The sequence below is a fragment of the Streptomyces sp. NPDC058001 genome (genome assembly GCF_042886315.1).
Taxonomy (GTDB): domain Bacteria; phylum Actinomycetota; class Actinomycetes; order Streptomycetales; family Streptomycetaceae; genus Streptomyces.
Map to the genome: position 1 here is coordinate 366934 of NZ_JBHVQT010000004.1, position 19942 is coordinate 386875.

Consider the following 19942-nt stretch of genomic DNA (forward strand, 5'->3'; position numbering starts at 1 on the left):
CCTCACCGTCCCTTCGGCAGGCCGAGGATGCGCTCGGCGACGATGTCGTGCTGGATCTGCGAGGTGCCCGCGGCGATGGTGTACGACAGTGACGACAGCCGGTCGAGGGTCCACTCGCGGGACAGGTCGAGCGCGTCGGACCCGAGGACGTCGGCCGCCGTGTCGTACAGCTCCTGGCGCGCGTGCGAGTACCGCAGTTTGAACACCGAACCCCCGATCCCGGGGACACCGCCGGACCGCTGCGCCTCGCTGACGTTCCACTGGGTCAGCCGCCACAGAGCACGGAACTCGGCGGACAGGCGGCCCAGTCCGCGGCGCAGGCACGGGTCGTCCCAGCGTCCGTTGGCACGGGCCTCGCGCGCGAGTTCGCCCAGGACGCGGCGGCAGGCGACGACTTCGCCGACAAAGGCGGTGCCGCGTTCGAAGGAGAGGGTCACCATGGTGACGCGCCAGCCGTCGTTCTCGGCGCCGACCCGGTTCGCGACGGGGACGCGCACCTCGTCGAGGAACACCTCGGCGAACTCCGTGGAGCCCGCGAGCGTGCGCAGCGGCCGGACGGTGACCCCGGACGCGTCCATCGGCATGGCGAGCCAGGTGATCCCCCGGTGCTTCGGTACGGAGGCGCTGACCGGCTCGGTGCGGACCAGGAGTTCGCACCAGTCGGCGACCTCCGCGTGCGAGGTCCAGATCTTGGACCCGGTGACGACGTACGCGTCACCGTCGCGCACCGCGCGCGTGCGCAGCGACGCGAGGTCGGAACCGGCGCCGGGTTCGCTGAAGCCCTGGCACCACACCTCGTCGCCGCGCAGGATCGACGGCAGCCATCGCGCGCGTTGTTCGGCGGTGCCCTCGGCGGCGATGGTGGGGCCGGCGTGCAGCAGGCCGACGAAGCCCGCGCCCACATAGGGCGCCCCGGCCCGCTCGGTCTCCTCCAGGAAGATCAGGTGCTGGGTCGGCGTCGCGCCCCGGCCGCCCGCGTCGGCGGGCCAGTGCAGTCCCGCGTACCCGGCGTCGTACAGCGCGCGCTGCCAGCCCATGTCGTACGCGCGCCGGCCCGGCCAGTCCCCGGGTGACGGCTTCGGGGGCAGCGCGGGCAGCGCCTTGCCGAGCCAGGCGCGCAGCCGCGCGCGGAACTCCTCTTCCTCGTCCGTGTACGTGAGGTCCACGCCGGGTTACTTGCCGTTCCGGTCGAAGTCCAGGTCCAGCATGCGGATGGCGTTGCCGCGCATCAGCTTGTAGACCGTCTCGTCGTCGAGGCCCTTCACATGGTCGAGGGCGACCTCCTTGGTGTGCGGGAAGGTCGAGTCGACGTGCGGGTAGTCGGTCTCGAAGGTGGCGTTGTCGCGGCCCACCACGTCGAGCGAGGCGATGCCGTGCTTGTCGCGGAAGAAGCAGCAGAAGATCTGCCGGTAGTAGTACGTCGACGGGGGTTCCGGGATCAGGTCGCGGACGCCGCCCCACGCGCGGTGTTCCTCCCACACGTCGTCGGCGCGCTCCAGGGCGTACGGGATCCAGCCCATCTGGCCTTCGGAGTAGGCGAGTTTGAGGCGCGGGAACTTCACCAGGACGCCGGAGAACAGGAAGTCCATCATCGACGCCATGGCGTTGTTGAAGCTGAGCGACGCCTGTACGGCGGGCGGCGCGTCCGGGGACGCGGCGGGCATCTGCGAGGACGAGCCGATGTGCATGTTGACGGTGGTACCGGTGTCCTGGCAGGCGGCGAAGAAGGGGTCCCAGTAGCCGGAGTGGATTGACGGCAGGCCGAGGTGGGTGGGGATCTCGGAGAAGGTCACGGCCGTCACCCCGCGCGCGGCGTTGTGCCGGATCTCGGCGACCGCGAGGTCGATGTCCCACAGCGGGATGATGCACAGCGGGATGAGCCGCCCACCGCTGTCGCCGCACCACTCCTCCACCATGAAGTCGTTGTACGCGCGCACGCACGCGAGGGCGACCTCCTTGTCGTGCGCCTCGGCGAACGTCTGCCCGCAAAAGCGCGGGAAGGTGGGGAAGCACAGGCTCGCCTCGACATGGTTGGCGTCCATGTCCTTGAGCCGTTCGACCGGGTCCCAGCAGCCGGGACGCATCTCCGCGCGCGTGATGCCCTCCAGCGTCATGTCGTCCCGGTCGAAGCCGACGGCGGCGATGTTGCGCTTGTACGGGAACTTGAGGTCCTCGTAGATCCACCAGTCGGTTGGGGGTCCTTCCGGGTCCATCGTGATCTGGTACTTGCCGCCGACGTAGGCGAGTTCACCGATACCGGCGGTGAGCGGCTTGGGTCCGCGGTCCTGGTACTTCTTCGGCAGCCACGTCTCGAAGAGGTGGGCGGGCTCGATCACGTGGTCGTCGACGCTGATGATCCGGGGCAGTTCCATCGGGGTCCCCTCACCGTACCGTTATCTGATGGGTCATTATCTGATGGGCCGTCAGATCAGGCTAGCCCCGCACCCCTGGACCGACAAGGCGGTGAGCCTTACGCTCTCCGCACGATCTGACTACCCGTCAGCTACGGGAGGTTCAGGATGAAGGAAACCGCGACGAAGGACACCGGGATGTCCGGGCGCCGCAGCGAGGACACCGCGCGCGAGTTGGGCGACGCGCTCACGCTCTGGTCGCTCGTCGCGCGCCGCGCCGCGCTCACCCCCGACGCCCCCGTACTGATCCAGGCGGCCGACGACCCGGCCGACGACCGCACCCTGACCTTCGGACAGCTCAGGGACCGCTCCGAGCGGGTCGCTGCGGGCCTGTACGGCATGGGCGTACGTCCCGGCACCGTCGTCGCCTGGCAGCTACCCACACGGATCGAGACGGCCCTGCTGTCCTTCGCGCTCGCCCGACTGGGCGCCGTGCAGTCCCCCGTGATCCCGTTCTACCGTGACCGTGAAGTCGGCTTCGCGCTACGGGAGTCGAAGGCCGAGTACTTCGCCGTACCGGGCACCTGGCGCGGCTTCGACCACACCGCGATGGCCCACCGGCTCGGTGCCAAAGGCGTCTTCGACGCGTACGGGGACCTGCCCGACGGGGACCCCTCGATGCTGCCCCCGCCGCCCGCCGACGGCACCACCGTGCGGTGGATCTACTGGACGTCCGGCACCACGTCCGACCCCAAAGGCGTGCTGCACACGGACCGTTCACTGATCGCGGGCGGCTCCTGCCTCGCGCACGCGCTGCGCCTGGCGCCGTCCGACGTCGGCTCGATGGCCTTCCCCTTCGCGCACATCGCGGGCCCCGACTACACGGTGATGCTGCTCCTGTACGGATTCCCCGCGGTCATGTTCGAGCAGTTCGCGTTGCCCGCCGCGCTGGCCGGCTACCGGCGCCACGGAGTGACCGTCGCGGGCGGCTCCACGGCCTTCTACGCGATGTTCCTGGCCGAGCAGCGCAAGGACCCCACCCGCCCGCTGATCCCCTCGCTACGGCTCCTCGCGGGCGGCGGGGCGCCCAAGCCGCCGGAGATCTACTACGCGGTCGTCCGCGAGATGAAGTGCCTTCTCACACACGGCTATGGCATGACCGAGGTGCCGATGATCACCATGGGCGCCCCGGACGACACCGACGAGAACCTCGCCACGACCGAGGGACGGCCGCCCGAGGGGATGGAGATCCGGATCACCGACGCGGACGGCCGGCCGCTGCCGCCGGGCGTGGACGGCGAGGTACGGCTGCGCGGCGAGGCGGTGTGCCAGGGCTATCTGGACCCCGTGCAGTCGGCGGCCGTCTTCGACACCGACGGGTTCCTCGTCACCGGCGACCTCGGCCATCTGCGACCCAGCGGGCACCTGGTGCTCACGGGACGCGCCAAGGACGTCATCATCCGCAAAGGCGAGAACATCTCCGCCAAGGAGATCGAGGACCTGCTGCACGCGCACCCGCGCGTGGGCGACGCGGCGGTGATCGGTCTGCCGGACCCCGAGCGCGGGGAACGCGTCTGCGCGGTCGTGGAACTCGTCGTATCCGATGGTGCGGACGGGTCGGCGGAGGGAGCGGTGGAGGGGCTCACCCTGGAGTCGGTGACCGCGTTCCTGCGGGATCAGGGGCTGTCCGTGCACAAGCTCCCGGAGCAGTTGGAGATCGTCGAGGCCCTGCCGCGCAACGAGACGCTGCGCAAGGTCCTCAAGTACAAGCTCCGGGAGCGCTTCTCGGACCTCCGGGTTACTCCGGAACCGTGAAGTAGCGCGCGAAGGACGTCACGATCTCCGGCTCCGTCACGCGCCCGTCGCCGTCCGCGTCGAGCGCGGCGGCCACGGCGCCCGCGATGTCCTGGCTCACGCCGAGCGCCTTGAGCGCCCGCTCGACCTCCCCGACAGTGGCCGCGCCGTCCCCGTCGTGGTCCGCGACGGCGAGCGCGGCGTGCAGGAACGGGCGGGCGATCTCGGCGAACCGCTCGGGGTTGTCCCGCAACCGCTTCACCGCGCCGTTGACGAACTCGTCGCGCGTGATGCGCTGGTCCCCGTCCCGGTCGGCGATCCCCGCCATGCCCTGCCAGAGCGCCTCGGCCCCCATGTACAGCGCCTGCCCCTTGTCGCACCGCGCCGTCGTACCGAACTCGGCGAGCAGCGACTTGGCCGCCGAACTGAAGTCCTCACGGTCGATCGTGCCGTTGCCGTCCTGGTCGAAGGTGGCGAACCGGGCGGCGATCCTGCGCTCGTTCTCACTGCTGACCATGTGGTGTCGGACCGCCTCACATAACGGGGTTGCCTGGTGTGTCTGCACGGGAGCGTACGTCCTGGACGGCCGCCCCGGGCCTGGAAACCGACGCTTGTGCCAAGACCGCGGAAATTCCGCGACAACGCTGTACCACTGTCGCGGAACGCGCACGTCCGAACACCGCGGGCGGGCCGCCGCGGCCGACGGCGTAAACGCTTACGTAAACGATTGCGCACACGCTTGCGCAGACGGTTCCGCGGCGATGGCGTGGCGATGGCGCGACGGTCGCGCACACGCTGGGGTAAACGCTTGCGCAAGCGTTTACGTACCCGCTTGCGCAAGCGTTGGCGCAAACGTTTACGTACGCGCTTGCGTAAACGCTTACGTGCGCCCCTTACGCCGACAGCGGTGTCGTCTCCTCGTTCACCGCCGCCTCGACATCCGGGTACACGTCGAACAGACGACGGACACCGAGCGCCGACAGGACGCGGTTCACATGGGAGCCGTCGAGGGCCCCGCGCGCGGGGAGTATCAGCCGCAGGCGGCCCTGACAGGAACGCAGCAGACGGCGTGTCGCGATGAGGACGCCGACGCCACTGGAGTCGCAGAAGAAGACACCGGAGAGGTCGAGGACGAGTTCGTGCCGGCCCTCGGCCACGGCGTCGTGGACGCGCTGGCGCAGGACGGGTGAGGTCACCAGGTCCAGTTCGCCGGCGGCCTGTACCACGACCCAGCCGTCCTGCTCGCTCTCGGTCACCTTGAGCGTCACGCTGATACCTCTCGCTCGCCGACATCGCCGGTCGATGTCACTGGGCCGATCCGGAAGCAATCCCTACGCTTCCACTGCGCGGCTGCCCCGCCGCCCTTCCATGAAACACCCGCCTCCAGATCGTGAAGACAAGTGTTCGTACTGTCACGATCACATTCGGACAGCTGCGAACAACGCCTGGTAGGCGTGGCGCCGAAGCGTCGGCGCAGAGTGCCGGAACGGTCACCATCTGCGGATTTACAAGAAATCTCATAACCCAAAGGGACGTGCGCCGCCGGTTGCTCCGACTACATTCGAGAAGACGGAGAAGGGTGACGAACAAGGCCAGGTGCCAAGAAACGACCCGTGGTGAGGGGGCCGGATGGCGAAGGACACTCCGCCGCGCTGGGACCGCAAGATGCAACAGCGGCTGGCGCGCGGTGAGGCCGCCGCGCTCGGCGAGCTGTACGACCGCTTCTCCTCCCTGGTGCACGGACTCGCCCACCGGGTGCTCGGTGACGAGACCGGCGCCGACCGCATCACGCGCGAGGTCTTCGCCCACATCTGGGAGCACCCGGAGGGGTACGACCCGCGGCAGGGACCGTTCCGTTCCTGGCTCGCGACCCTGACGCACCGGCTCGCGGTGCAGCGGCTGCGCACAACGGAGACGGCGGCCTTCGCGCGCGGTGGCGAGGGTACGTCGGAGGACCTGGAACGCAAGGTCCGCGGGGCGTCGGCCGCGGCCCGCGCCGACTACATCGCCACCTCGATGCCCGCCCCGCTGCGCAGCGCGCTCGACCTGGCCTACTTCCAGCGCAGGGACTACCGCCAGACCGCCGCCGACCTGGGCGTGACGGAGGAGGAGGCCCGCCGCCGGCTCCGCCTCGGCCTGCAACTGCTCGCGACGGCGAACGACGCCTCCGGGACGCCACCCGGACCGGGGAGGTCCCGGTGAGCGACTCGGGACGGTTCGAGACGTACGGCGGCGGCGGGGACGACGGCGAGGATCCCGACGGCGGCGCATCCGGGGGCGCCCGGCCGGGGCCGCGCATACCCACACCTCGTACGTCCGTCGAGGACAGCGGCCGGCCGCTGCCGGACTTGCCGGCGGCGAGCGATGACACGCCACCGGACCGCCCGGCACGGGATCGCACGGGACCGGATCGCCCGGCACCGGAGCGGCCCGTATCGGAGAGGCCCGTATCGGAACAAGCCGCACCCGCCGCGCCCGCGCCCTCCGACCCGCAGGGCCCGCCGCCCCCGCTCCTGCCGCACCGGGTGCTGAAGTCCCTGCTCGGCGCGTGGGCGCTCGCGGCGTGCTCCGCGCCGGAGGCGGCGGCCGTCGAGGAGCATCTGGGCTGCTGCGGGTCCTGCGCCGAGGAGGCCCTGCGGCTGCGGGACGCCGTCGCACTGCTGCATCCCGCCGAGACCCTGGACCTCGACCCGGGCCTGCGGACGCGGGTCCTGGAGGACTGCCTCGACCGGCGTCCGCCGCGGATCCCGGTACCGGACTGGGCCGCCGCGTACGACGCGGAGACGGCCCGGCTCGACGCGCTGCTCCAGGACATCGCCGACTCCGAGTGGCACGCGCCCGTACGGCTGCGCTGGTACGAGGGTGAGGCGCCGGTCGCGCGCAAGACGACGGTCGCCGGGGTCATCGCGCATCTGCTCGCCGTCGACGGCCTGGTGGCCACCGCGCTCGGCCTCGACGACCCGCTGCGCGCCGCCGCGCCCGGCGAAGGGCCCGGCGCGAAGGAAGGGCTCGGACCCGCGGACCGTACGGAGGCGTACTGGCGGGGCGCGGGGCCGCCGCCCACGCGCGCGGTGCGCACGCCGTGGCGTGAGCAGAGTCACAGCCTGGTGCGCACGGTGGCGTTCGCGGCCGGAGGCGCCACGGCCAAGGTTCCCGGCTCCGGACAACTGCCCGTGTCGTACGGCGACTTCACGCTGCCGCTGCGGGACGCGATGCTGGACCGCGCCTTCGAGTGCTGGATCCACGCGACCGACATCGCGGACGCCGTGGCCTACCCCTACGGCCCGCCCGCGCCCCGGCATCTGCACCGCATGATCGACCTGGCGGCCCGGATGCTGCCCGAGACGCTGGCCGCGCGGCGCCGCGCCGGGCTCGCCTCCCCGGCCCGTGGCCTGGCCGAGGCCGGTCGGCCGGGGCGCAGTCTGCGCCTGGAGATCGAAGGGGTGGGCGGCGGCGACTGGTTCATTCCGCTCGACTCGCCGGCGGCGCTCGGTTCGGCGGCACACGAGGTCGCGCACATCGCCCTGGACGGCGTCGAGTTCTGCCGCCTCGCGGCGGGCCATGTACCACCGAAGGACGCGGCAGCGGGCCAGACGGGCGACCGTGAGGCCATACGGGACGTGCTCTCGGCCGCCGCGAGCCTCAGCCGCCTTTAGCGCCGCTCCGGTCCGGGGGCCGGGCGGGCAGGTGGGCGGGTGGACCGGTGGAGCGCGGACCGGTGGTGCGTCAGGTGAAGACGACCGTTCGGTGGCCGTTCAGGAGGATGCGGTGTTCCGCGTGCCACTTGACCGCGCGGGCCAGCGCCTGGCACTCCACGTCGCGGCCGATCGCCACGAGCTGGTCCGGGGTGACGTCGTGGCCGACCCGCTCGACCTCCTGCTCGATGATCGGGCCCTCGTCGAGGTCGGCGGTCACATAGTGCGCGGTGGCGCCGATCAGCTTGACCCCGCGCGCGTGGGCCTGGTGATACGGCTTCGCGCCCTTGAAGCTCGGCAGGAAGGAGTGGTGGATGTTGATGATCCGGCCGCTCAGCTGCTTGCACAGGTCGTCCGAGATGACCTGCATGTAGCGCGCGAGGACGACGAGTTCGACGTCCTCGGCACGGACCAGCTCAAGGAGTTCCGCCTCGGCCTGCGGCTTGTTGTCCCTGGTGACCGGAATGTGCCGGAACGGAATGTCGTACGAAGCGACCAGTTCGGCGAAATCGGTGTGATTGGACACCACCGCCGCGATGTCCACGGGCAGCGCTCCGATCCGGGCGCGGAACAGCAGGTCGTTCAGGCAGTGTCCGAACTTGCTGACCATGAGCACGATCCGCATCCGGTCCGCGGCCCGGTGGATCTGCCAGTCCATCTGGAAGGCGTCGCCGATCGCCGCGAAGCTCGCGCGCAGTTTGTCGACGGTGACGGGGGGCTCGGCCGAGAAGTGCACCCGCATGAAGAACAGGCCCGTGTCGTGATCGCCGAACTGCTGACTGTCCTCGATGTTGCAGCCGGTCATGAAGAGATAGCTCGACACGGCGTGGACGATGCCCTGCTTGTCGGGGCAGGACAGGGTGAGGACGTACTGCTCGGCGGGGGCGGCGGCCTGATCGGTCATGCCCGCAAGCGTCCCACAGTGCCGCCCCGGACGGCGTGCCCGTCTCATCCCGGGGCGCGTCCCACGCCGACGCGATCCCCCGCGCGCGTGGGCCTACGTTTCGCACCGCCCCGTCCCGCCCGTACGCGTCACGCCGTACGCGTCACGCCGTACGCGTCACGCCGTACGCGTCATGATCCGCAGTACCTCAAGGGTGCGCGGTGGCTGGTCCGGGTCCTCGCCGTCGCCCGTCGCCATCCGCACATGGGCGTCGCGCGCGGCGCGCACCGCCTCCGGCCAGGCGTGGTGGTCCAGATACGCGGACACCGGCGCGTCCGGGCCGACCTGGTGCATGATCCGCAGCACCCGCAGCACGGCGACGTCGACCAGGGACGCCTCCTGCGAGTCGCGGAAGATCGTCCCGACGTACTTCTCGGCGGACCAGCTGTCCAGCCAGGTGTCCTCGACCAGTCGGTACACGGCGTCGGTGACGTCCCCGTACTCGGTGCGTCCCGCGAGCCAGCACTCACGCTGGAACCCCGGGTCGGAGAGCATGTGCAGCGCGGAGCGCACATTGCTGCGCCAGCGCCACCACGGCATGTCATTCAGTGGCATGTCGCCCATGGTGGAGGAGCGGCGGCCACGACGGGAAGAGTTCTCCGAAGCTTGCACGGTCACCGATCGTACGTTCCCGCGCGTACGCCCCGGTTTCACCCCCCTCAATTCACCTCTGTGACACCTCTTGTTACCCATGGGTCACTCGCAGGTTAGGGATGCGGCGGAATCGTGTGGATGTATGACCGGCATGCGCCGCAAGCGCACACCTCATTCCGTTTCCACCGGCCGTACCGGCACCGGCACGCCCGGAAAGCCCCGTCTCTCCCGGCGCGCGAGAGCCACCGCGGCATCCGTCGTCGCGATCGGCGCGACCGCCGCCCTGGCCGCGAGCTGTGGTGTCGTCCCAGGAGTCTCCGGGGGCACAAAGGCGCCGATCACCGTGATGACGTGGGCACCGGAGAAGACCAAAGCGACGAACATGCCCGGAATGCCCGCCCTGGCACGCGCGTACGCGCGCTGGGTGAACGACAACGGGGGCATCGCGGGCCGTGAACTCAACGTCATCACCTGCAACGACCACAACGACACCGTCGGCGCCGACCAGTGCGCCCGGCAGGCCGTCGACGCGGGCGCGGTCGCCGTGGTCGGCTCCTACAGCCAGTTCGGGCGGTCGTTCCTGTCCCCGCTCGAAGCCGCGGGCATCGCCTACATCGGCGGATACGGCGTCACCGACGCGGAGTTCACCAGCTCGGTGTCGTACCCCGTCAACGGCGGCCAGCCCGCGCTGATGGCCGGCATGGGGCAGCAACTCGCCGACCGCTGCGCGCGCGTGGCGGTCGTCCGGCCCGACACGATCGCGGGCGACGACCTGCCGCTGCTGCTCAACTCCGGCCTCTCCACGGGCAAGCGGGCGCCCGCGATCGACGTCCTGGCCGCCGAGGACGCCACCGAGTACACCAAGCAGGCCGAACAGGCGCTGACCCGTGCCACCTCGGACCCGGCCAAGGAGGGCTGTGTCGCCGCCGCCCTGGGCGACCGTACGGACACGTTCTTCGACTCGTTCCGGCGCACGCGTGACGACTACGCGGCGGTACGGGTCGGCACGGTGTTCGGCAGCGTCGACCAGTCCGTCGTGGACCGTACGGGCGGCAAGTCGAGCCCGTACGAAGGGGCGTACGTCTCCGGCTGGTACCCGGTCGCCGCGGACGCGCGCTGGAACGCGATGCGCAAGGTGATCAGCGAGGAGGCGTTCGGCGACAACCGGATCGACGCGACGGACGCCGGGGTGCAGACGACGTGGATCGCGTACACCGTGTTCAAGAAGGTGATCGAGTCGATCGGCGAGGGCGAGGTGTCGGCGCGGTCCGTGCGGCGCGTCCTGGACGACGGCCTCAAAGTCGACACCGGCGGGGTCACGCCCACGCTGAGCTGGCGCTTCCAGGACATGCTGGCCGCCAAGGACTACCCGCGCATCGTCAACGCCGAGGTCACCTTCCAGGTGGTGCGGGGCGGTCGCATGGTGGCCCAGCGGCCCGGGTTCGTGAACGTCTCGAAGACCCTGGAGAAGGCGCCCACCGCGAGGTGACCGCCGCCGACGGACCACGGCGGCGGACAGGCTGACCGCCACGCGTGCGGGCCCGTGCCGTACGGGCCCGCACCGGCCTGTAGGGCACGAGCCCGTACGGCACGGCTCAGAGCTGCGTGGGCTGCCGGGTCGTCAGCCCGAACTTCTTCGCGATGGTGTTCCACAGGGCGGACGCCTCGCGCTTGGCCTTGGTCGCCTCGCCGCTCGCGCGGTTGCCGGACGCGGAGTGTCCGGTCTGCCGGGCGTGGCCCTTCTTGCAGCCCTTGCCGGAGTCGACCTCGCCGGCCCAGGCGGCGTAGTGGTCGTCGGCCTCGGCGGACGCCTTCCAGGCGGTGGTCAGCGCGCTGGTCAGCTTCGCGTACTGCGGCAGCTTGTCGACGGACAGCTCCCCGAGGCGCGTGACCAGGTCATTGCGCTGCTTCGCGGCGTCCCGCAGATCGGATGCGGCGCCGTCCAGGTTGTCGCACTTGTTGATGTCGGCGACGGACTTGATGACCGTGGCCCGGCTGCCGCCGCTGTCGGCGAGCAGCTTGTCCAGCTCCACGGCCTGCTGCTTCGCCGGATCCTCGGCGGGCGACTCCTTGCCCGACCCGTCGCCCGTGGGCGCGGTGGCGGACACGGGCGTGCTGTCGTCCCCCGTCTTGCCGTCGTCACCGCCGCCGCTGAGCAGCGCGCCGACGCCCACTCCGACGACGACGAGCCCCACGCCGAGCGCGGCGAACAGCGGCGTCTTGGACCCGCTCCGGCCACCGCGCCCCGAGCCGCCGCCTCGACGGCTCGCGGCCCTGCCCCCGCCCTCTCCGCCGGAACCGGCGTGCGAGGCCGCGTACGGGGCCTGGGGCGGCGTTCCGTGGGGGGCCTGGGTGTGCGCCCGCGGGTCGAAGCGGGGCATCTGCTGGGTGGCCGCCGGACCTTCGGGTTCCGGTTCGGTCCGGAAAAGGCTGTCGAACTCGGCCGGCGGCGGGCGGTCGCCCGGCGCGCCGGGACGGATGCCGTACGGGGCGTTGGAGGGCGGCTCGGGTACGGGCGCCGCGGCGGCGGGCGCCGGGGGCACCGGCGCGATGAACTGCGTGGCGTCGGCGTCACCGCCCGGCGCGGCGTGACCGGCGACCGGCCCGGCGGGGGTCGCGCGGCCGAGGTAGTGCGTGGCGTCCGCCGGCACGTCCGGCGGCGTCTCGGGCGGCAGCGCGCCCGGCGCTACGGGCGGTATGAGCTGGGTGGCGTCGGCCGCGCCGGGCGCGGGGAACTCACCGGGCGGGGCGTAGGACATCGGCGGGATGAACTGCGTGGCGTCGACGTCACCGCCCGGCATCGCCACGGGCGGCAGGGGCGGCGCCTGGGGAAACTGGGGGTGGGAAATCTGGGAGTGCGGAGCCTGGGGCTGCGGAACCTGCGGCGGGACCTGAGGGGGCTGCGGCGCCGGTATGTGCGGGGGCTGCTGCTGGGGGTACGGCAGTCCGCCCCCGTACGCCCCCGGGTCCGCGTACCCGGCTTGCTGACCGTCGTACCCGGCCTGCTGCTGACCGTCGTACCCGGCCTGTCGGCCGTCGTATCCGGTCGGCTGCCCGTCGTACCCGGTCGGCTGCCCCTCGTAGGGCAGCGCCCCGCTCTCGGGCGGCAGGGGGGCCGCCGCGGGCGGTGCCGCGCCCCAGGGCTGTCCCGGGGCGGCGGGAGGCGGCGGGGGCCCGGCGGCGTCGGGACCCCAGGGGCTGCCCCAGGGGGCGCCGCCCGCCGGAGCCGTGTGGTCGCCTCCGGCGGTACCGGGCATCAGCGGCTCACTTCCGTCAGCGGGCAGCACGATGCCTTCGCGGGGCTGTCTCACCGAGGGAAGGTGCGGATCATCGCCCTGTCCGCTCTGCGTCACCGGGACTCCTACGAATGGGGGACGTCGGGAATCGTCGGTTTACGCTACCGGGTGTCCGGACCCCGGTGCCACGCAGCTCAGGGACCGCCGGCGGCCCCCGCGCACCGAGGTAACGAAACACCCGCGCGGGACGCTGGTAATGGCACCCCAACGGCTCTCCCGCGCCCTCCTAGGGCCTTCACACGGCCCTCACGCGCGCGGGCGGACGTGTGTCACGTCACGTTCCGCCCACGTCGCGCGCGAGGGTCACGCCGCCGCCTGAAGGTCCAGCCTGGCCCCGAACTCCCTTACCACCGGCTCCTCCCGGTACGGCTCCAGGCGCTGCTGGAAGTCCTCCAGGTACTCCGCGCCCCGGTTGGACCGCAGGGTGCCGAGGAGTTCGACCGCGCGCAGGCCCGTGTGGCACGCCTGCTCGACCTCGCGCTGCTGCACCTGCGAGGTGGCCAGCAGGACCAGGCCGATGGCGCGCCGCCGCGCCCGCGACTCTGGATGCCCGGCGAGTGACTCCTGCGCGCAGCGGGCCGCCGCGTCCGCCTGCCCGAGGTCGCGGTGACAATGCGCCAACTCATCGGCCAGATAGGCCGCGTCGAAATGCGCGATCCACACCGGGTCGTCACCGGACTCCGGGTCCGCGCCGTCCATCGCGGTCACCGCGCGGCCTGCCGCCCCGTGCGCGGCCCGCACATCGCCGAGGAGGGCGTGCCCGCGCGCCTCGGCCGCGTGGAACATGGCCTCCGCGCGCGGGGTGACCCGTCCGCGTGAGCCCTCCTGCGCGGCGCGCGCCAACTGCGCGATCTCCCGCGGGTTGCCGAGCTGCGCCGCGAGATGGCTCATGGACGCCGCCAGGACATACCCGCCGTAACCACGGTCGCCCGCGCCCTGGGCGAGCCGCAGTGCCTGGATGTAGTACCGCTGGGCGAGTCCCGGCTGGCCGGTGTCGACGGCCATGTAGCCCGCGAGTTCCGTCAACCGGGCGACGGCCGCGAACAGTTCACGTCCGACGGCCTCCCGGTACGACCCGGCGAGCAGTCCCGACACGACGCTGTTGAGGTAGTGCACGACGACCGGCCGCACATGGCCGCTGCCGTATTGGTGGTCGAGGTCGATCAGGGCCTGCGTCATCGCCCGTACCGCCGCCACGTCGGACATGCCGACGCGCGGCCCGGCCTGCCGGGCGACCTGCGCGTCGGGCGCGGAGATCAGCCAGTCGCGGCTGGGCTCGACCAGGGCGGACGCGGCCACCGAGGAACCCGAGAGGAAGTCACGGCGGCCCACGTCACTGCGCCACAGCTCGCAGACCTGCTCGATGGCGCCGAGAACGGTCGGCGAGAACTGGAGCCCGACACCGGACGCGAGGTTCTTGCCGTTGGCCATGCCGATCTCGTCGATCGTCACGGTCCTGCCCAGCTTGCGGCCCAGTGCCTCGGCGATGATCGCGGGCGCCCGGCCACGCGGCTGCTGACCGCGCAGCCAGCGCGCTACCGACGTCTTGTCGTACCGCAGATCGAGGCCGTGCTCCGCGCCACACATGTTGACGCGGCGGGCGAGGCCCGCGTTGGAGCACGCGGCTTCCTGGATGAGCGCTTGCAGCCTTTCGTTCGGCTGCCGCGCGACGAGTGGCCGTGCGGCCATGGCATAACCCCCTGAGGCTGCGGCACCTGCCCGTGCGCCGCGTCGAAGTGACTCGTCTGTCTCGTCGTGTCATATATGTCGCGTCTATCACGTCTGTCGCGCCTGTATCGTCCCGGTACGGATCGCCTGCGCTGTACGCGTCCCTGATCACCAATGCCCCGGTGACAAACGGAAGATGCGGGACATTCCAGAAATGCCGGGGTTCGCGCCTGTTGCCCGCCCCTCCCCTGGTTACCCGCCCTTGCCGCGTTTCCCTCCGCGCGCCCCCGAACATGCCTCCGTGCGCCCCGGATGCAGGATCGATGCACCTCCCCCGCGCGCGCGGGAAGCCGTAACCCGAGGTGGCGACGGGAGTTGAGAAGCACGTGGAAGAGACCATCGGAGTCACATCGGCCGCCCAGATCCCGAAGCAGCGTGGAGAAGCCCTCCCGGACACCGCCGTGCGGTACGCCGAGGAGCGGCACTGGGACGTGTTCCCCGGCACCTGGATGGAGTCCCACGACGGGGTCCCGCGGTGCTCGTGCGGCGAGAGGGAGTGCGCTTCGCCGGGCGCCCACCCCGCGCGCGAGGACTGGGCGACCCAGGCGACGGGCAGCGCCACCGTCGCGCGCCGCCTGTGGTCGAAGCAGCCCACCGCGTCGATCCTGCTGCCGACGGGCCGCACCTTCGACGCGATCGACGTACCGGAGACCGCGGGCTTCCTGGCGCTGGCCCGGATGGAGCGGATGGAGCTGACGCTCGGCCCTGTGACCTGCACCCCCGACCGCCGGATGCAGTTCTTCGTACTGCCCGGGGCCGCGGCCAAGGTCCCCGACCTGATCCGCAGGATGGGCTGGCCCCCGGCCTCACTCGACCTCGTCGCGCGCGGGGAGGGCGCCTATGTCGAGGCCCCGCCCACCCGCTTCGGCACCCAGGGCGCCGCCCAGTGGGCCTGCCGCCCCACGCCCGCCAACCGCTGGCTCCCGGACGCGGAAGAACTGATCAGCCCACTGTCGTACGCGTGCGGAAGGGAGCCCCGGAAGGGGTAGCCGGATTCCGTCGCCGAAGCCCGGTGCACACGTCACGTATCGTGCGGGGCCGAAGCCACAGACCCCCGCGGAAGGCCAGAACACGTGACCGAGGCAAGCGCCGCCCCGGCGGTACGCGTACAAGGGCTCTGGAAATCCTTCGGCCCGCACGTCGCCGTGGCCGGGATCGACCTCGACCTCCCCGCCGGACAGTTCATCGGCCTCGTGGGCCCCAACGGCGCGGGGAAGACCACGACGCTCTCCATGGTCACCGGACTGCTCCGCCCCGACCAGGGCACCGTCGAGGTCGTCGGCCACGACGTGTGGCGGGACCCGGCCGAGGTCAAGGCCAGGATCGGCGTACTCCCGGAGGGCCTGCGGCTGTTCGAGCGGCTCTCCGGGCGGGAACTCCTCGCGTACACGGGCCGGCTGCGCGGGCTGCCCGGGGACGAGGTCGACAAGCGCGCGACCCAGCTCCTCGACGTACTCGACCTCGCAGGCGCGCAGCACAAACTCGTCGTGGACTACTCGACCGGCATGCGCAAGAAGATCGGGCTCGCCGCCGCGCTCCTCCACAACCCCGAAGTGCTCTTCCTGGACGAGCCCTTCGAAGGCGTCGACCCGGTCTCCGCGCAGACCATCCGCCGGGTACTGGAGCGCTACACGTCGTCCGGCGCGACCGTCGTCTTCTCCAGCCACGTCATGGAGCTGGTGGAGTCCCTGTGCGACTGGGTCGCCGTACTGGCCGCGGGCCGCATCCGCGCGCACGGGCCGCTCACCGAGGTACGGGGCGCGGCGCCCTCGCTCCAGGAGGCGTTCCTCGAACTCGTCGGCGCGGGCGGTCAGGACGCGGGCGGCGACCTCGACTGGCTGGGCGGCGGCGCCCGATGAGCGGGCCGCTGGAGCACCCGCTGAGCCGCCCCGGGTCCGCCCCGGTGACCGCCGGTGGTCCCGTGGGCCCCACGGCGCCCACAGCCGCCCCCACGGCCTCCCTGACGCCCGTTATGGTCCGTCTCAAGCTGTCCCTGCTGCGCAACGGGCTGCGGCAGTCGTCCGGGCGCAGGGCCGCGTACATCGCCTCGGTCGTCGTCGTGCTGCTCTTCGCGGCGCTGCAACTCCTCGGGCTGATCGCGCTGCGCGGCAACGAGCACGCGGCGACCGTGTGCGTGCTCCTGGTCGCCCTTCTGGCGGTCGGCTGGGCGTTCATGCCTTTGTTCTTCGCGAGCGGCGACGAAACCCTCGACGCGACCCGTCTGGTGATGCTGCCGCTGCGTCCACGGCCGCTTGTCCGGGCGCTGCTCGTCTCGTCCCTCGTCGGGATCGGGCCGCTGTTCACGCTCTGCCTCGCGGTGGGTTCGGTGATCGCCGTCGCGCGCGGGGTGGCCGGTCTCACCGTCGGGGTGATCGCGGTGGCGCTGACCCTGCTGGTCTGTGTCGCGCTCGCGCGCGCGATGGCCGCCGCCAACACCCGCCTGCTGACGTCGCGCAGGGGCCGCGACCTCGCCGTGCTGAGCGGTCTGGTGATCGCGGTGGGCGCGCAGCTCGTCAACTTCGGTGCGCAGTCGCTCGGTTCCTCGGGCGGCCTGTCCAAGCTGGACCCGGTGGCGGCCGTACTGGACTGGATCCCGCCGGCGGCGGCGATCGGCGCCGTGCACGCCGCGAGCGAGGGCGACCTGGGGGTGGCGCTGGCCCGCCTCGCGCTCACGGCCGCCGCGCTGGTGGCGCTGCTGTACGGCTGGCAGCAGAGCCTCACCAAGCTGATGGTCTCGGCCGACGGTTCGACGCTCCAGGGCGCCGGTGGGAGCCGCGACAAGGGCGGCCGTTCGACGGGCCTGGGACGGCTGCTGCCGTCCGGCCGCACCGGCACGGTCATGGAGCGCAGCCTGCGGTACGTGTGGCGCGATCCCAAGACCAAGGCGGCGTGGGTGACCTCGCTGGCGATCGGGCTCATCGTGCCGGTGTTCAACGCGCTCCAGGGCACCGGCTCCCTGTACTTCGCGTGCTTCGCCGCCGGCATGCTCGGCATCCAGATGTACAACCAGTTCGGGCAGGACACGTCCGCGTTCTGGATGGTCGCCCTGACCATCTCCTCGCCCCGGGACGCGTACGTCGAACTGCGGGGCCGCGCGCTGGCGCTGCTGGTGATCACGCTGCCGTACGCGACGCTCGTGACCGTCGTGACGACGGCCCTCCTGGGCGACTGGGGCGCGCTGCCCGAGGTGCTGGGGCTGTCCTTCGCGCTGCTCGGCGCGATGCTCGCGACGGGCGCCTGGTCGTCGGCGCGCTTCCCGTACTCGATTCCGCAGGAGGGCTACAAGAACGTGGCCCCCGGGCAGGCCGGGCTCGCGTGGATCGCAATTTTCGGCGGCATGGTGGCCGCCGCGCTTCTGTGCGCCCCCGTCCTGGCCTTCACCATGTGGCTGCATCTGTCGGGCGCCGACGAGTGGACCTGGCTCCTGCTGCCGCTCGGTGCCGGGTACGGGGCGCTGATCACGCTCCTCGGCCTGCGGATGGCGGCGCCGCGCACCGCGCACCGGCTGCCGGAGATCCTGTACGCCGTCAGCAAGGGGTGACGTCAGCGCGGGGTGAGACGGGGTGAGACCGGGCGCCGGGGGGACCGGGTGGTCCCGGCCGGTTCGGGCGGGACCGGAAACGCAGGCGACCCGCGGGCCATGGTTCCTGCCGCACGAGGCGGAGGAAGCCGGCCGGACGTACCGGCGGCCCGCGGGTCGGGTGACTGCTGGGATTGGGCCGGCTGCGTGTCTGGTTCACACGCTGGTCCGGCACCGCACTGCGTAGGGTGACGGGCCGCTAGCCCGCAGCCACCTCTCGCGTCCGGATTTCATACATCTGCCGAACCACCTCCTTTCCCGATTGCGCACCACCATAGGAACGTCGCCCGGGACTCTCAACCGGTTTTTCAAGATGTTTGCTGGATCACACACGCATTTCGTGCGCCCCTTGTGCGCTCCCCCCATCGCGCAGGTGCGCCGGTTTCCGGGAGACGTTTCCCTAAGGCGGCTGTTTCGGTGAACACTGTGTGTGCTGGGTCACGTTCGAGTTCAATGATTGCGGTGGCGCAGTGGAAGGCCAGCAACGATTCAGCCCCGCAAGACCCCGACATCCAAGACCCCGACATCAGGGATACGGCCCGCAGGGGGTTCCAGGTGAGTGCTTCCCGGCGTAGCGGAACCACCGACGAGCTGGGTCCGCCCGAGCCCGAGCGGGACGGTTCCGATCTGCTCGCCGCGCTGCTCGACGGCATGGACGCGGCGCTGTGCGCGTTCGACGCGGACGGTGTGGTGACGCACTGGAACCGTGAGGCCGAACGGATACTCGGCTGGACGGCCGACGAGGCCGTCGGCCGGCGCGGGTTCTCCGGCTGGGCGGTGCGCCCCGGGGACGCGGCGGAGGTCGAGGGACGGCTGCTGTCGGCGATGCACGCGCCGGGCCGCCAGGTCCACGAGTTCGCGCTGCTGACCAAGGACGGCGGACGCGTCCTGGTGCGGACGCAGTCGGCGGCCGTGCGCGGTCCCGACGGGAAGCCCGCCGGGCTGTACTGCGCGTTCAGCGAGGTGCACGCGCAGATCGATCTGGAGCGGTCCATCGCGCTGAGCGAGGCCCTGCTCGACGACGCGTCCTGGGGCGTGGTCCTCGTCGACGCCGATCTGCGCCCGGCCGTGGTGAACGCGTTCGCCGCGCGGGCCCTCGGCGGCGGGCGTACGGCCCTGCTCGGGCGCCCCCTCGGTGAACTGCTCGCGCAGGGCGTGGAGGAGCTGGAGAGCGCCCTGGCGCATGTGCTCGCGGAAGGCGCACCGCCGGCGCCCACCGAGATGTGGGTGACCGTCCGTACGCCGGAAGGTGACGCGCGTCGATGCTGGCGCAGCGGGTTCGTGCGGCTGGCCTCGCCGCTCGCCGAGGAGCCCGTACCGCTGGGTGTCGCGTGGCTGTTCCAGGACGTGACGGCGGCCAAGCGGACCGAGCAGGAGGCGGCGCAGCTGCGGTTCCGGGCGAACCAGTTGCACCGGGCCGCGCGCGCGGCGGCCGAGTGCGAGGACCCGGGCGAGGCGGTGACGGTCCAGCTGGACTTCTCGCTGGCCGGGTTCGCCGATCACGCGTTGCTCGACCTGGTCGTCGGCGACGACTCGTCGGACGACGCCCCGGTGCGTCTCGTGCGGGCGGTGAGCACACCGTCCGGCACCCCGGGCGCGGCCCTCACGGCGGGGCGTACGGAGCTGCCCGTGCGGTACGCGGACGGGCACCCGGCACTCCAGTCCGTGGAGCGCGTCAACTCGGTACGGGCCAGTGCGCCGGCGACCGCGCCCGACCGGTCCCGCGCGTGGGCGGAGGACCGGCAGTGGCCGCCGGACGCGGTGCACGGACTGTGCACGGTGCTGCGCAGCCGGGGGCGGACCCTGGGCGTGGTGACGTTCCTGCGGGGCGCGAGCCGCACCCAGTTCGAGCGCGCGGACGCCACGTACGCGGAGAGCATCGCCGTACGGATCGCCGCGGCGCTCGATCTGGCGCAGGTGCTGGACGCCGGGGACGGGTCCTAGCGCGCGTGGCACCGGAG

Annotated in this window: 16 protein-coding genes; 8 read left to right on the forward strand and 8 right to left on the reverse strand. The window is 71.8% G+C overall.

The features are described 5' to 3' along the window. Positions 1–2 precede the first annotated feature (2 nt). Positions 3–1166 (reverse strand): acyl-CoA dehydrogenase, encoded by a 1164-nt coding sequence (locus ACFVT5_RS11450; protein ID WP_389884508.1) that lies wholly within the window; start codon positions 1164–1166, stop codon positions 3–5. 6 nt (positions 1167–1172) lie between these two features. Continuing rightward, positions 1173–2372: an amidohydrolase family protein gene (locus ACFVT5_RS11455; protein WP_389884511.1), complete on the reverse strand. Its 1200-nt coding sequence runs from the start codon at positions 2370–2372 to the stop codon at positions 1173–1175. Between the two features lie 147 nt (positions 2373–2519). On the opposite strand from ACFVT5_RS11455, the gene ACFVT5_RS11460 reads away from it, so the two are divergent. Continuing rightward, positions 2520–4166: a class I adenylate-forming enzyme family protein gene (locus ACFVT5_RS11460; RefSeq protein WP_389884514.1), complete on the forward strand. Its 1647-nt coding sequence runs from the start codon at positions 2520–2522 to the stop codon at positions 4164–4166. On the opposite strand, the gene ACFVT5_RS11465 is transcribed toward ACFVT5_RS11460, so the two are convergent. Both ACFVT5_RS11465 and ACFVT5_RS11470 read right to left on the reverse strand, forming a co-directional pair. Beyond that, positions 4150–4662 (reverse strand): EF-hand domain-containing protein, encoded by a 513-nt coding sequence (locus ACFVT5_RS11465; RefSeq protein ID WP_389884517.1) that lies wholly within the window; start codon positions 4660–4662, stop codon positions 4150–4152. The genes ACFVT5_RS11460 and ACFVT5_RS11465 overlap by 17 nt on opposite strands. A gap of 376 nt (positions 4663–5038) precedes the next feature. Continuing rightward, a complete protein-coding gene (locus ACFVT5_RS11470; protein ID WP_389885263.1) occupies positions 5039–5419 on the reverse strand; it encodes an STAS domain-containing protein in 381 nt (126 codons plus the stop codon). A gap of 355 nt (positions 5420–5774) precedes the next feature. Between ACFVT5_RS11470 and ACFVT5_RS11475 the strand changes: the two genes are divergently transcribed. Beyond that, complete coding sequence (locus ACFVT5_RS11475) at positions 5775–6347, forward strand: sigma-70 family RNA polymerase sigma factor (protein ID WP_389884520.1); 573 nt, start codon at positions 5775–5777, stop codon at positions 6345–6347. After that, a complete protein-coding gene (locus ACFVT5_RS11480; RefSeq protein ID WP_389884523.1) occupies positions 6344–7801 on the forward strand; it encodes a maleylpyruvate isomerase N-terminal domain-containing protein in 1458 nt (485 codons plus the stop codon). The genes ACFVT5_RS11475 and ACFVT5_RS11480 overlap by 4 nt, the downstream gene beginning before the upstream one ends. 70 nt (positions 7802–7871) lie before the next feature. On the opposite strand, the gene purU is transcribed toward ACFVT5_RS11480, so the two are convergent. Further along, positions 7872–8744, reverse strand: a complete 873-nt coding sequence (gene purU, locus ACFVT5_RS11485; RefSeq protein ID WP_389884526.1) for a formyltetrahydrofolate deformylase — start codon at positions 8742–8744, stop codon at positions 7872–7874. 156 nt (positions 8745–8900) lie between these two features. Further along, positions 8901–9401 carry a hypothetical protein gene (locus tag ACFVT5_RS11490; protein ID WP_389884529.1) on the reverse strand — a complete coding sequence of 167 codons (501 nt, stop codon included), beginning with the start codon at positions 9399–9401 and terminating at the stop codon, positions 8901–8903. A gap of 118 nt (positions 9402–9519) precedes the next feature. Between ACFVT5_RS11490 and ACFVT5_RS11495 the strand changes: the two genes are divergently transcribed. Next, on the forward strand, positions 9520–10866 hold the full coding sequence (locus tag ACFVT5_RS11495; protein ID WP_389884531.1) for an ABC transporter substrate-binding protein: 1347 nt from the start codon (positions 9520–9522) through the stop codon (positions 10864–10866). A 106-nt stretch (positions 10867–10972) separates the two neighbouring features. Here the strand turns inward: ACFVT5_RS11495 and ACFVT5_RS11500 are convergent, their stop codons facing one another. Then, complete coding sequence (locus ACFVT5_RS11500) at positions 10973–12688, reverse strand: hypothetical protein (protein ID WP_389884534.1); 1716 nt, start codon at positions 12686–12688, stop codon at positions 10973–10975. Positions 12689–12976: 288 nt separating this feature from the next. Continuing rightward, positions 12977–14362, reverse strand: coding sequence for a transcriptional regulator (locus tag ACFVT5_RS11505; protein ID WP_389884537.1), 1386 nt, complete (start codon positions 14360–14362; stop codon positions 12977–12979). Between the two features lie 365 nt (positions 14363–14727). Here ACFVT5_RS11505 and ACFVT5_RS11510 point away from each other — a divergent pair, with 365 nt between their 5' ends. The 4 genes from ACFVT5_RS11510 to ACFVT5_RS11525 all read left to right on the forward strand — a co-directional run bounded on the left by ACFVT5_RS11510 (position 14728) and on the right by ACFVT5_RS11525 (position 19925). Then, complete coding sequence (locus ACFVT5_RS11510; RefSeq protein ID WP_389884541.1) at positions 14728–15390, forward strand: bifunctional DNA primase/polymerase; 663 nt, start codon at positions 14728–14730, stop codon at positions 15388–15390. Between the two features lie 84 nt (positions 15391–15474). Continuing rightward, positions 15475–16260, forward strand: a complete 786-nt coding sequence (locus ACFVT5_RS11515; protein ID WP_389884543.1) for an ABC transporter ATP-binding protein — start codon at positions 15475–15477, stop codon at positions 16258–16260. After that, on the forward strand, positions 16257–17942 hold the full coding sequence (locus tag ACFVT5_RS11520; RefSeq protein WP_389884546.1) for a transporter: 1686 nt from the start codon (positions 16257–16259) through the stop codon (positions 17940–17942). Before ACFVT5_RS11515 ends, ACFVT5_RS11520 begins: the two co-directional genes overlap by 4 nt. A gap of 594 nt (positions 17943–18536) precedes the next feature. After that, positions 18537–19925: a PAS domain-containing protein gene (locus ACFVT5_RS11525; protein ID WP_389884549.1), complete on the forward strand. Its 1389-nt coding sequence runs from the start codon at positions 18537–18539 to the stop codon at positions 19923–19925. Positions 19926–19942 lie beyond the last annotated feature (17 nt).